The sequence below is a fragment of the Streptomyces sp. NL15-2K genome (assembly GCF_030551255.1).
Taxonomy (GTDB): Bacteria; Actinomycetota; Actinomycetes; order Streptomycetales; family Streptomycetaceae; genus Streptomyces.
Window position 1 is genome coordinate 10,577,105 of the sequence record NZ_CP130630.1, and the last position, 12,020, is coordinate 10,589,124.

The window sequence follows — 12,020 nt, forward strand, 5'->3', positions numbered from 1 at the left end:
CGGAGCCTGTGTCACATCCCCGGTCGGGCGCGCGGCGTCTGGCACGCACTCCCCCACTCTCGGCTCCGCTCGAGCGGGGGGACCCCCATGCCGCGTTGCCGAATCGCCCACGTGGCTCCTCCCCCACGCTCGAACAACCTCGCGCGGGGGACCCCCATCGAGGGCGCTCCGGCGCCTTGCGATCGCACGCACCAGACGCCGCGCGCTGATCCGACCGGGGATGTGACACAGGCTCTCAGATCCCGGGCCCACTGATCACCCGGCGCCGCAATCCGGTTGCCCGACACAGCGCCCGCTGACAGGCTCGCGCGCATGCCCGCCTTCTCCGCGCCCGACGGAACCCGCCTCGCCCACCACGTGACCGGGGACGGTCCGCCCCTGATCTGCCTGCCCGGCGGCCCCATGCAGGACTCCGTCTACCTGGGCGACCTGGGCGGCCTGACCGCCCACCGCAGCCTGATCAGACTGGACCTGCGAGGAACGGGCCACTCGGCGACGCCCGCCGACCCCGCGTCGTACCGCTGCGACCGCCAGGTCGACGACGTCGAGGCGCTGCGGAAGGAACTGGGCCTGGACCGGATGGACGTCCTGGCCCACTCGGCCGGAGCGAATCTGGCCGCCCTGTACACCGCCCGCCACCCCGACCGCGTTGGGCGGCTCGCCCTGATCACCCCGAGCGTCTACGCGGTCGGCGTCGAGATCACTCCCGAGGACCGTCTGCGCACCGCACGCCTGCGCCGGGACGAACCGTGGTTCGCCCCGGCGTACGAGGCCCTGGAGACGATCACCGCCGGCCACCCGGCCCCCGACGCCTGGCAGGCGATCGCCCCGTTCTCCTTCGGCCGCTGGGACGAGCGGGCCCGGTCCGTCAAGGCCGCCGAGGGCAAGCAGCGCAACGACGAGGCCGCGGCCCGCTACGCCTCCGACGGCGCCTTCACCCCCGAGTCCACGCGCCTGGCCCTGGCCGTCTTTCCGGGACCGGTGCTCGTACTGGCCGGCGAGGTGGATGTGCCGGGACCTCCCCGGGCGCTGGGGGAGTACGCCGGACTGTTCCCGGACGCGGAGCTGGTCGTCCAGCCCGGAGCCGGCCACTTTCCCTGGCTCGACGACGCCGACCGGTTCACCGCGACCGTGGCGGACTTCCTGGACCGGGTCGGCGACCCTGGCGGCCTCCCCGTCAGCAGTCCCTGAACTCCGGCGACTGGTTCAGCACCTGCGACCGCACGGACGTGAACCGGGCGTACGTCTCGCCGCCCCGCGAGTCCGGCCGGAACGCCGCCACCCGGTGGCAGTTCTGGAAGGCGAGGCTCACGCCGAAGTGGCGCTCCAGGCTGCCGCGGATGGCGTCGCTGGCCAGGGCGCGCAGCAGCTGGCCGCGCTCCTTCTCGGACGGGGGAGGGGTCTGGTTGTCGGTGAACTCGGCCTGACCGCCCTGGAGTTCGGCGGCAAGGGAGGCGATCAGGTCGTAGGCGTACGGCAGGGAGGTGCGGACGGTGTCCACGAAGTCCTCCTCGCGGATGTCACCGTGCTCGGCCTCGGCGAGGAGCGTCGGGGAGACGTCGAGAGACATGTGAGGGATTCCTGTTCCGTTGGCGAAGTCGTGTGCGAAGTAATTGGCGAAGTGGGGGGCGATGTGGGGCGAGGGGGGGCGATCAGGCCAGTGCCGCCGGTCCCGGTACGAAGTCCGGGTCCACCTGCGCGGCCAGGTCCAGGCCGGTCGCCTGGTCCGCCCAGGCGCGGGCGTTGCGCAGATGGAACTCGACGGCGTGCCGCTGGAGGGCCGGCCAGTCCTTGGGGCGGGAGTCGACGGCCTCACGCAGGACGTCGAGGGCGTGCAGGTTGTGGGCTTCGAGGGTGTCCAACCCCTCCTGGGCGCGGCCCTGTTCGGCCGAGCGCACCCAGGGGGAGTGCACCAGGTGGGTCAGGAGGTCGTCGCCCACATGTTCCTTGAGGAAGAGCAGGTCGTCCTCGCCGGTCACCTTGTTGCCGACGACGGCGATCCGGATCCCGAACTCCCGGGCGTGGTCGCGGTACTGGCGGTACACGGAGACGCCCTTGCGGGTGGGTTCCGCCACCAGGAAGGTGAGGTCGAAGCGGGTGAACAGGCCGGAGGCGAACGCGTCGGCGCCCGCCGTCATGTCGACCACGACATACTCGCCGGGACCGTCGACCAGGTGGTTGAGGTAGAGCTCCACGCCGCCGAGCTTGGAGTGGTAGCAGGCCACCCCGAGGTCGCTCTCGTCGAACTCGCCCGTCACCATCAGCGGTACGTCGCCCACGCGCCGTACGTGCCGCGCGTGCAGTTCGTCGTCGCCGAGCGGACACAGCAGACGGGAGCCGCGTCCGGGCGGGGTGGTCTTGATCATCGCCTCGCGGGAGGCGATGCGCGGGTTGGAGCCGCGCAGGAAGTCCTTGATCTCGCCGAGGTGCGCGCCCAGCGGGGGTGCTCCCAGGGGATCCCCGTCGTGGCCCAGGGCCTCGGCCAGGTGCTGGTTGATGTCGCCGTCGATGGCGAGAACCGGCGCGCCGGAGCCTGCCAGATGCCGGGTGAAAAGCGCCGACAGGGTGGTCTTGCCGCTGCCGCCCTTGCCGACGAATGCGATCCGCACTAGCGCTCCATCTCTCTAACGTTCCAGATTCTTGAAAATGGATGTCATATCGGTAGGTTTTAGGGGGCTGATCGGCGGGTGTCAAATCGCCGACGGATGTAAATCGCCTGACGGCCCCTCGTTGTGATCAAGCTCCGGCTTGATGCATATGATGCGCAAGTGCGTGACTACAGCATTAGGGCAGCGAGCCCGGACGACCTCGACGGTGCGCGAGCCGTGATGCTCGACACCGTCTACCGCGACCTCGGCACCGGCTACGTGCCCCACTGGCACGGCGACATCCTCGATCCGGCCGCCGCCTATCTCACCCCGGCCCGTCACACCCTCCTCGTCGCCCTCGCCCCGCAGGACGGAGCCGTCGTGGCCACGGCCGCGCTCGACTCCCGGGGCCCGGCCCACCCGCCGAACCCGCGCCGGGTCGCCGACCGTTACCCCTCCGGCGAGACCGCGCAACTGCGCCGGGTGTACGTCCGTCCCGAGCACCGCAGGCGCGGCCTCGCCCGGCGCCTGGTCGACGAACTGCTCGCCTTCGCGGCCGCGGACGGCGGCTACCGCGCCGTCTACCTGCACACCGACCCGGCCGTCCCCGGCGCCGAGCCCTTCTGGCGGTCACTCGGGAAGGTCGTGCACGACGAGCGCGAGGATCCCGGCGGCGGCAACGGAGTCATCCACTTCGAGATACCGATGGGGCGATAGGCCATGCGCCGACTCCGCCTGCTCCTCGCCCTCCTGCTCGCCCCCGTCCTCACCGCCTGCTTCGCCTCCTCCGACGGAACCACCTCTTCCGATGACGCCGAGGACGGCTCCCGGCTGCGGGTCGACCTCGCCTTCCTGCCCGTCGAGAACCTCTCGCCGTACGGCTCGGACGGCACCATCCTCAGCCGCCTCGGCGTCACCGAGGGCCTGACCGCCCTCGACGCCAACGGCGCCGCCGCCCCCGCGCTGGCCGAGTCATGGCGTCGCGAGAGCGACCGCACCTGGGTGTTCACCCTGCGCGAGGCCACCTTCCAGGACGGCACCGACGTCACTCCGGCCGCGGTGGTCAACGCCCTCACCTACGCCGCCGCGGCCAAGCCCGCGCCCGCGGCCCTGACCGGCGTCACCCTCACCCCGAAGGCCGACGGCGGCCGGGCCGTGCGGATCACCACCAAGACCCCCGACCCGATCCTGCCGCTGCGCCTGTCCAGCCCCAACCTCGCAGTCCTCGCCGCGAAGGCCTACGGCAAGACCGGCCGGGTCGATCCGGTCGGCACCGCCACCGGCCCCTTCGAACTCACCGAGGTCACCGGCAGCAGCGCCGCCTCCCTCGACCGCTACGGCGACTACTGGGGCGGCCGCGCACAGGCCTCCGGGGTCGACGTGAAGTTCATCGCCGACGGCACCGCACGCACGAACGCCCTGCGCACCGAACAGGCCGACCTCGTCGAGGCGATCCCCGTCGCCCAGGCCGCCACCCTCGACCAGGCAACCCGCAAGGCGACGGCCACCACCCGCACCACCAGCCTGCTGCTCAACACCGAATCGGGACCCTTCAAGGACGCGAAGCTGCGCGCCGCCGCGCGCGCGGCCGTCGACACGTCCATGCTGGCCAAGGACGTGTACGAGGGATACGCGGACGCGGGCGTCGGCATCTACGGGCCGGCCGTGTCCTGGGCCGAGGGCAAGCGGAGCAAGCCGGTCGGCCGCGCGCGGGCCGACGCCCCCGACGGCACCTCGATCACCTTGGCCACGTACGACAACCGGCCCGAACTCCCCGAAGTCGCCCAGGTGTTGAAGCAGCAGCTGGAGAAGGCCGGATTCAAGGTCACGCTGGAGGTGCGGGAGTACTCGAGGCTGGAGAGCGACGCACTCGCCGGGAAGTTCGATGCGGTCGTCCTCGCTCGCAACGCCCTGGTCGACACCGGCGACCCCGTCTCCGTCCTCGCCGGCGACTTCACCTGCGACGGCGACTTCAACCTGGCGCAGCTGTGCGACACGGACGTCGACCGGGCCGTGGCCAAGGCCGAGGCCAGCGCCGACACCGCCGAGCGGCAGAACGCGGCCATGGCCGCCGAGGCGCGGATCCTCGGCACCGACGCCGTCGTCCCGCTGGTCCACCAGCGCGTCATCACCGGTGTCGCCCCCTCGGTACGCGGCGCGCTCCTCGATCCGTACGAGCGCACCCTCGTCGGCCTCGGCACCAGGCGCTGACGCATGCGGCAGCAAGCAGTCACGCTGCTGTGGCGTGCGGGGATCGCGGTCGCCCTGGTGTGCGTCATCGGTGTGCTGCCCTGGCTGTCGCACACCGATCCGGCGCTCACCGTGCTCAAGGCACGCTCGGCGGACCGCGATCCCACGCCGGAAGTGCTGGCGGACATCCGCGCCCAACTCGGCCTCGACGACGGTCCCTTCCACTTGCTCGGCCAGTGGCTGGGCGGGCTGTGGCGCGGGGACGCGGGGCGGTCGTGGCTCTCCGGCGACGAGGTCACGCCCGCCGTGCTCCAGGCCCTCGGCGCGTCCCTGCTGCTGATGGCGGTGGCCCTGGTGGTAGCCGCCGTGACCGCCGCTCTGATCTGCGCCCGCACACTCTGGCTCGGCGCGCACCGGCGGCTGGACGGGCGGCGCGCGGGAGGCAGCGGCTCGGCGGTACTCGCCGCCCTGCCCGAGTTCCTCACCGCGTCCGTACTCGCCACGGTCGTCGGCGTCCAGCTCGGCTGGCTGCCCGCCCTCGGCTGGTACGGGCCCCAGTGGACGGTCCTGCCCGCGCTCGCCCTCGGCCTGCCCGCCGGGGCCGTCATCGGCCGACTGCTCGACGACCTGCTGCCCGGCGCGTTCGCCGAGCCCTGGGCCCTGGCCGCCACCGCGCGCGGACTGCCCGGGCGGACCATAGCCCGCCAGGCGCTGCGCCGCTGCGTGCCCGGACTGCTGCCCAACACCGGCCTGTTCGTGGTCGGTCTGACCGGCGGGGCGGTGGCGGTCGAGCAGATCTTCGACATCCCCGGCCTCGGCCGCACCACCCTCCAGGCCGCCCTCGCCCAGGACCTGCCCGTCCTCCAGGCCGGCACGCTCCTCCTCGTCCTGCTCGCCGCGGTCGCCGCCGGACTCGCCCGCCTCGGGACCCGCTTGCTCATAGGCCCCGCCCTGCGCGACGGCGCCCTGCCGTCCCTGCACCGGCCGACGCCACCTGCCCGCGGGATCCTGCCTTTTGTATACGGTGGCCTGCTGATCGTCGTCATCGCGCTCGGCCTGCCCCGCGACCCGCTCGCCCTCGACACCGGCGAACGTCTCCGATCACCCTCCTGGGCGCACCCGTTCGGCACCGACGCGCTCGGCCGCGACATCCTCGCCCGCGTCGCCCACGGTGCCCTCGACACCCTGCTGCTCGCCCTCGCCATCGGCGCCGCCACGCTGCTCACCGGCGTCCTGCTCGGGCTGCTGCCACGGCTGTCCGGGCCACTCGTCGACACCGTCACCGCGATGCCACCCGTCCTCGCCGCACTCCTCGTCACCGCCGTCGCGGGCAGCGGCCCCGCCACCCCCGCGCTCGCCGTCGGCGCCGTCGCCTGGGCGCCGCTCGCCGCCCATACCTCCGCGCTGCTGCGCCAGGAACGCGCCGCCCTCCACATCACCGCCACCCGGGGCCTGGGCGCGGACCGCCGGTACCTCCTGCGCCACGAACTGCTGCCCGCCGTCCTGCCGCCGGTCACCCGCCACGCCCTGCTCCGCCTGCCCGGCACCGCCCTCGCGCTCGCGTCCCTCGCCTTCCTCGGCCTGGGCACCCAGCCGCCCTCCCCGGAGTGGGGCCTGCTCCTCGCCGAGAACCAGCCCTACGCCGAACGCGCCCCCTGGGCGGTCCTCGCCCCCGCAGTCGTCCTCGCCCTGCTCGGAGCGCTGGCGGTGAGCGCGGCGGGCGGAGTGCGCCTGCGCCGCCGGCGGACTGAACCTCCTACCGCCCTGCTGGTGGACGCCGAACAACCGTCATCCACAAGAGAGTTGGTGGAAACCCGATGACCTCGCCGTCGATCGGCCTGAGACGCAAGCCACCCGGGACCGGGGCACCCGGGCGCCCCCGCCTCTCGCCCCTGCTGCGTCTGCTGATCCTCACCCAACTCGCCTTCAACATCGGCTTCTTCGCCGTGCTGCCCTTCCTCTCCGAACACCTCGGACAGGCCATGGGCATGGCGGGCTGGCTGGTCGGCCTGGTGCTGGGCCTGCGGACCTTCAGCCAGCAGGGGCTGTTCGTGGTGGGCGGGGCGCTGGCCGACCGGTACGGCATACGGCCCGTGGTACTCGCCGGATGCCTGCTGCGGATCACCGGATTCGTCTGGCTCGGACACGCCGAGCAGACCTGGGCGGTCATCGGTGCCGTCCTGCTGATCGGGTTCGCCGCGGCGTTGTTCTCGCCCGCCGTGGAGTCCGAGGTGGCACGGCAGGCGGTGGTCTGGGAGGAGACGGGCGGCGGTTCCCGTACGCGTGTCCTGGCGCTGTTCACCGTCGCGGGGCAAGCGGGGGCGTTCGTCGGGCCGCTGCTGGGCGCGCTGCTGCTGTCGGTGGACTTCCGCACGGTCTGCCTGGCCGGAGCCGGCATCTTCGTCCTCGTCCTCGCCGGGCACGCGTGGCTGCTGCCGCAGCGCATCCCCGGGCGGGAGCCGGTCCAAGTCCGGGGCGGCATGGGGCCGTTGCTGCGCAACCGCCGCTTCCTGGCGCTGTGCTGCGCGTACGGCGCCTACCTCCTCGCCTACAACCAGCTCTACCTCGCCCTCCCCGCCGAAGTGGAGCGCGCGGCCGGCTCACAGGCCCCGCTGGCCTGGCTGTTCGCCCTCTCCTCGCTGCTGGTGGTGACCGCCCAGCTTCCCGTCACCCGTTGGGCGGGGACGCGGTTCACCCTGCGTCGGTCCATGGTCGCCGGGCTGCTGCTCATCGCCGTCGGCTTCGCCGTTGTGGCCGTGGCCCGCCCGGCCGACTGGACCGGCACGGCGGGCCTGCTGCCCGTGGCCGCCTTCGTCGTCCTGCTCACCGTCGGCCAGATGCTCGTCGCCCCCGTCGCCCGCGCCTGGGTCCCCGACCTGGCCGAAGAGGGCCGGCTCGGCCTCTACACGGGTGCCCTGTCCTCGGTGTCCGGCCTGATCGTCCTGCTCGGCAGCTCGGCCACCGGCATGCTCCTGGACAGCGGACTGCCGTCGGCGGTCCCGTGGCTGGTGCTGGCCGCCGTACCGGCCGCGGCGATCGGGCTGCTGCCGCGCCGGGACGCTGAAAGGCCGCGCGGGTAGGGCTGGATACGGGCGACTAGGGTCCGTCGCATGGATTTCGCATACATCCAGGTGAAGACCGTCCGGGAAGCGGACCAAGAACTCGTCGACGCCTTCGGCCGGATGCTGCCGCAGCTGTCCTCGACCGCCAGGCCCCTCGACCTCGAGGCACTCAACCGCATCCTGGCCTGCGAGGCGAACACGTTGCTCCTCGCCCGGGCCGGCGGCCTCGCGGTCGGCACGCTGACCCTGGTGATGTTCCCTGTGCCGTCCGGACTGCGGGCCCGTATCGAGGACGTCGTCGTGGACGGGGCGGCGCGGGGGCGAGGCGTGGCTGGGCTGTTGATCCGGGAGGCGCTGCGGCTGGCCGGGGAGGCCGGGGCGCGGACCGTCGATCTCACCTCGCGGCCGGACCGGGAGGCGGCGAATCGGGTGTATGAGCGGCTGGGGTTCCGGGCCAGGGCGTCGACGGTATACCGGGTGGCTCTGGAGGACTGACGACCGTTTACCGCATACCGTGGGCGCGTTACGGCCTACCGTAGGCGAGTCGGCGACGGCGTACCGCATACCGTAGGCCGGTCGGCGACGGTATACCGCACACGGCACACCGCTCACCGCACACGGCACACCGCATGCGAGACGGCGACGGTATACCGGCCACCGTCGACCGTCTGACGCCCTCTCAGGACGCCACCGGCTCCCGACACTCGGACACCAGCTCGAGCACGTCAGCCACCTCAGCAACCTCAGACATCTCTGAAGCGTCAGCTGCCTCAGCCTTCTGCGACCGCCACGTCCGCCACAGCCACAGGATGTCCCGCCCGAACGACCAGACCAGCAGGCCCAGCGCCGTTGCGACGACCGCGAACGTCGCCACGTACGGGAGGAGGTTGGACGCGGCCAGGAGCAGCAGGATGCCCTGGAGCGCGGCCACCGTCTTGCGGGCCGTGCTGGGCGGCAGGGGCGCGTTGAGCCAGGGCAGGGCGCGGGCCGCTGCGACGAAGCCGTAGCGCATGGCGCCGATCAGCAGGACCCACGGGCCCAGCGACATCGAGACGTACACGCTGAGCACCAGGATGAGGAACGCGTCGACCTCCATGTCGAAGCGGGCGCCCAGCGGGGTGGAGGTGCCGGTGGCGCGGGCGACCTTGCCGTCGACCCCGTCGAGGATCAGGGCCACCGCCGTCAGCCCAACGAAGAGCGTCACCGGCGGTGAGCTCTCGAAGGAGTCCGCGACCAGCGCCGTCACAGCGCCGACCAGGGTCGCCCGGCCGAGGGTGACCCGGTTGGCGGGGCCGAAGGAGCGCGGCCGCGTGCGATGCAGGGCACGCGAGAGCACCGCCCAGGTCGCGATGGCGAAGGCGAGGCCGGTCAACCAGCCCGCCGGGCCCATGCCGATCGCCGTGCCGAGCAGGGCCAGCAGCAGGATCTGCAGGCCCGCTCCCACCGCGGTCTCCTGCTGGACCAGCCTCGCGTCGTAAGTGTTGTTCAGGGCCACCGCACATTCCTCCGGGCCAGGTGACAGAGTCGATCAACGCCGCGTACTGTGCGCGGCCTGTGCACCTCGGTACGTGAACAGGTTCCCGATCGTTCAGGAGGACGCCGATGAAGCGCACCGCACGTGCGTTCTGGCTCAGCTCCCCGGGGCAGGGCGAGATACGCGACGTGACCCTGCCGGATCCCGCCGAGGACGAGGTCGTCGTCCGCTCGCTGTACTCCGGAGTCAGCCGCGGCACGGAGACCCTCGTCTTCCGCGGCGGGGTGCCGGAGAGTCAGTACGCGGCCATGCGGGCGCCGTTCCAGGAGGGCGACTTCCCGGGACCGGTGAAGTACGGCTATCTCAACGTCGGGTCGGTGGAGGAGGGACCGGAGGACCTCGTCGGCCGGACCGTCTTCTGCCTCTACCCGCACCAGAGCCGATACGTCGTTCCGGCGAGCGCCGTGACGCCGGTACCGGAGTCCGTGCCCGCCGAGCGCGCGATGCTGGCCGGCACCCTGGAGACCGCCGTGAACGCCCTGTGGGACGCCGCGCCGCTGGTCGGCGACCGGATCGCGGTGGTCGGCGGCGGCATGGTCGGCAGCTCGGTGGCCGCGCTGCTCGCCCGCTTCCCGGGCGTGCGCGTGCAGTTGGTGGACGCCGACCCCGCCCGGGCCAAGACCGCCGAGGCACTCGGCGTCGACTTCGCGTCGCCCGGCGACGCCCTCGGCGACTGCGACCTCGTCGTCCACGCCAGCGCCACCGAACAGGGCCTCGCCCGCTCTCTCGAACTCCTCACCGCCGAGGGCACCGTCCTTGAGCTCAGCTGGTACGGCGACCGGCGGATCAGTCTGCCGCTCGGCGAGGCCTTCCACTCCCGGCGCCTGGTCCTGCGCAGCAGCCAGGTCGGCTCCGTCTCCCCGGCCCGCCGCTCCAGCCGTACCTACGCCGACCGGCTCGCCCTCGCGCTCGACCTGCTCGGCGATCCGGCCCTCGACGCCCTCGTCACCGGCGAGTGCGCCTTCGAGGAGCTGCCGGACGTGCTGCCGCGGCTGGCTTCCGGCGAGATCCCCGCGCTGTGCCACCGGGTCCGCTACGACGGCCGCGCCTGACACACCGGTTCACCTCCGGTTCCATTTCCGTGCCGTCTGCTCAGGGCAAGAGCGCCTAATGGGAGCTGTCGGGTCGTAGAGACTCGGTGCTGTAGCCGCCAGTGGGTGAGCACTCACGCCGCCGGAAGTATCCGACTTCTGAGGTCAGACCGTGCCCCTGCTGGTCGGCCGGGAGGCCAGACCGTTGATGGGGTGGCGTGCCCGCCGGGCAGTGGGGCGTGAGCACTGGATCCATTAGGCCGCGTGCCGCGCCTTCCGCGGGCTGCACGGAGCGAAGTACCGGACTGGGAGGGTGAGTTGCTGCTGATCGGCGATGACTGGGCCGAAGACCACCATGATGTCGAGGTCCAGGACGAGGCGGGCCGGAAACTGGCCGTGGCGAGGCTGTCCGAGGGCGTGGAGGGGATCGCGAAGCTGCACGAGCTCGTTGCGAAGCACGGCGGCGAGGACCTTGATCCGGCCGGGGTGGTGATCGGGATCGAGACCGACCGTGGTTCGTGGGTGCAGGCGCTGATCGCCTCCGGCTACCGGGTCTATGCCATCAACCCCCGGCAGGCCGCCCGGTTCAAGGAGCGGTACGGCTCCTCCGGTGCCAAGAGCGACAAGGGCGACGCGCACGCGCTGGCCGACATGGTCCGCATCGACCGGGACCAGCTGCGTCCGGTGGCCGGGGACAGCGAGCAGGCCCAGGCCGTCAAGGTCGTCGCCCGCGCCCACCAGACCTTGATCTGGGAACGCACCCGCACGTTCCAGCGGCTGCGCAGCACGCTGCGCGAGTACTTCCCCGCCGCCCTGCACGCCTACGCGGATCTCACGCTGACCAGCACGGACGCGCTAGAACTGCTGATCAAGGCCCCCACCCCGCAGGCCGGGGCAAAGCTGACCCGCACCCAGATCACCGCCGTCCTGGCCCGCGCCCGCCGGCACAACCGGGACGCGAAGGCAGCCACGATCATCACCGCGCTGCGCGAGAAGCAACTCGGCCTGCCCGAGCCGGTCACCGCCGCCTACGCGGCCACCGCCACCGCCCACGCGAAGCTGCTGATCGCGCTGAACGAGCAGATAACCGACCTGGAAGGGCAGGTGAAGGCCCATTTTCTGAAGCACCCGGACGCTGAGATCTACCTCTCGATGCCCGGCATCGCGGAGATCACCGGCGCCCGGGTGCTCGCCGAGTTCGGGGACGACCCCACCCGCTACGCGTCCGCGAAGGCCCGCAAGAACTACGCCGGCACCAGCCCGATCACCCGGGCTTCCGGCAAGAGCCACACCGTCCAGGCCCGCTACGTCCGCAACAACCGCCTCGCCGACGCGCTGCAGACCCAGGCGTTCTCCGCCCTGCGGGCATCACCCGGCGCCCGTCGCTACTACGACAAGCAACGCGCCCGCGAAGCCGGCTACAACCCCGCCCTGCGGCAGCTCGGCAACCGCCTCGTCGGCATCCTCCACGGATGCCTCAAGACCCGAACCCTCTACGACGAAGCGACCGCCTGGTCACACCACGCCCACACCCCTGCCACTTGACCCCCAACGACATGGGGTGTCTGACCTGAGAAAAGAGTGAGACTCGGCTGAACAACGGGAAGCGAAGAGC

General features: G+C 72.2%; 11 protein-coding genes. 8 read left to right on the forward strand and 3 right to left on the reverse strand.

All coding sequences use genetic code 11. The annotated features are described in order from the left end of the window. Positions 1-312 precede the first annotated feature (312 nt). Positions 313-1,191, forward strand: a complete 879-nt coding sequence (locus tag Q4V64_RS46185) for an alpha/beta hydrolase (RefSeq protein WP_124437785.1) — start codon at positions 313-315, stop codon at positions 1,189-1,191. Here Q4V64_RS46185 and Q4V64_RS46190 read toward each other — a convergent pair. Both Q4V64_RS46190 and Q4V64_RS46195 read right to left on the reverse strand, forming a co-directional pair. Further along, positions 1,178-1,570: an SCO5389 family protein gene (locus Q4V64_RS46190; protein ID WP_124437784.1), complete on the reverse strand. Its 393-nt coding sequence runs from the start codon at positions 1,568-1,570 to the stop codon at positions 1,178-1,180. The genes Q4V64_RS46185 and Q4V64_RS46190 overlap by 14 nt on opposite strands. 82 nt (positions 1,571-1,652) lie before the next feature. Next, complete coding sequence (locus Q4V64_RS46195; RefSeq protein ID WP_124437783.1) at positions 1,653-2,609, reverse strand: ATP-binding protein; 957 nt, start codon at positions 2,607-2,609, stop codon at positions 1,653-1,655. 159 nt (positions 2,610-2,768) lie between these two features. Between Q4V64_RS46195 and Q4V64_RS46200 the strand changes: the two genes are divergently transcribed. Genes Q4V64_RS46200 through Q4V64_RS46220 form a run of 5 tightly spaced genes read left to right on the forward strand, consistent with a single transcriptional unit; the run spans position 2,769 to position 8,335 of the window. Next, the gene (locus Q4V64_RS46200) at positions 2,769-3,305 is read left to right on the forward strand and encodes a GNAT family N-acetyltransferase (protein WP_124437782.1); all 537 of its coding nucleotides are present in this window, start codon (positions 2,769-2,771) and stop codon (positions 3,303-3,305) included. 3 nt (positions 3,306-3,308) lie between these two features. Then, a complete protein-coding gene (locus Q4V64_RS46205; RefSeq protein ID WP_124437781.1) occupies positions 3,309-4,799 on the forward strand; it encodes an ABC transporter substrate-binding protein in 1,491 nt (496 codons plus the stop codon). A 3-nt stretch (positions 4,800-4,802) separates the two neighbouring features. After that, positions 4,803-6,599: an ABC transporter permease subunit gene (locus tag Q4V64_RS46210; RefSeq protein ID WP_124437780.1), complete on the forward strand. Its 1,797-nt coding sequence runs from the start codon at positions 4,803-4,805 to the stop codon at positions 6,597-6,599. Beyond that, complete coding sequence (locus Q4V64_RS46215) at positions 6,596-7,858, forward strand: MFS transporter (protein WP_253266753.1); 1,263 nt, start codon at positions 6,596-6,598, stop codon at positions 7,856-7,858. Before Q4V64_RS46210 ends, Q4V64_RS46215 begins: the two co-directional genes overlap by 4 nt. 30 nt (positions 7,859-7,888) lie before the next feature. Beyond that, positions 7,889-8,335, forward strand: coding sequence for a GNAT family N-acetyltransferase (locus Q4V64_RS46220; protein ID WP_124437779.1), 447 nt, complete (start codon positions 7,889-7,891; stop codon positions 8,333-8,335). Between the two features lie 184 nt (positions 8,336-8,519). Here Q4V64_RS46220 and Q4V64_RS46225 read toward each other — a convergent pair whose 3' ends face one another. Continuing rightward, complete coding sequence (locus tag Q4V64_RS46225) at positions 8,520-9,335, reverse strand: CDP-alcohol phosphatidyltransferase family protein (RefSeq protein WP_124437778.1); 816 nt, start codon at positions 9,333-9,335, stop codon at positions 8,520-8,522. 107 nt (positions 9,336-9,442) lie between these two features. Between Q4V64_RS46225 and Q4V64_RS46230 the strand changes: the two genes are divergently transcribed. Together Q4V64_RS46230 and Q4V64_RS46235 are read left to right on the forward strand one after the other, a co-directional pair. Then, positions 9,443-10,426 carry a zinc-binding alcohol dehydrogenase gene (locus Q4V64_RS46230; RefSeq protein WP_124437777.1) on the forward strand — a complete coding sequence of 328 codons (984 nt, stop codon included), beginning with the start codon at positions 9,443-9,445 and terminating at the stop codon, positions 10,424-10,426. Between the two features lie 297 nt (positions 10,427-10,723). Then, the gene (locus Q4V64_RS46235; RefSeq protein WP_303715868.1) at positions 10,724-11,950 is read left to right on the forward strand and encodes an IS110 family transposase; all 1,227 of its coding nucleotides are present in this window, start codon (positions 10,724-10,726) and stop codon (positions 11,948-11,950) included. Positions 11,951-12,020 lie beyond the last annotated feature (70 nt).

Excerpts from the sequence above, each read along its gene's own strand:
- Q4V64_RS46185 (WP_124437785.1), top strand. The coding sequence starts at position 313 with ATGCCCGCCTTCTCCGCGCCCGACGGAACCCGCCTCGCCCACCACGTG.
- Q4V64_RS46190 (WP_124437784.1), bottom strand. The coding sequence starts at position 1,570 with ATGTCTCTCGACGTCTCCCCGACGCTCCTCGCCGAGGCCGAGCACGGT.
- Q4V64_RS46205 (WP_124437781.1), top strand. The coding sequence starts at position 3,309 with ATGCGCCGACTCCGCCTGCTCCTCGCCCTCCTGCTCGCCCCCGTCCTC.
- Q4V64_RS46210 (WP_124437780.1), top strand. The coding sequence starts at position 4,803 with ATGCGGCAGCAAGCAGTCACGCTGCTGTGGCGTGCGGGGATCGCGGTC.
- Q4V64_RS46215 (WP_253266753.1), top strand. The coding sequence starts at position 6,596 with ATGACCTCGCCGTCGATCGGCCTGAGACGCAAGCCACCCGGGACCGGG.
- Q4V64_RS46220 (WP_124437779.1), top strand. The coding sequence starts at position 7,889 with ATGGATTTCGCATACATCCAGGTGAAGACCGTCCGGGAAGCGGACCAA.
- Q4V64_RS46230 (WP_124437777.1), top strand. The coding sequence starts at position 9,443 with ATGAAGCGCACCGCACGTGCGTTCTGGCTCAGCTCCCCGGGGCAGGGC.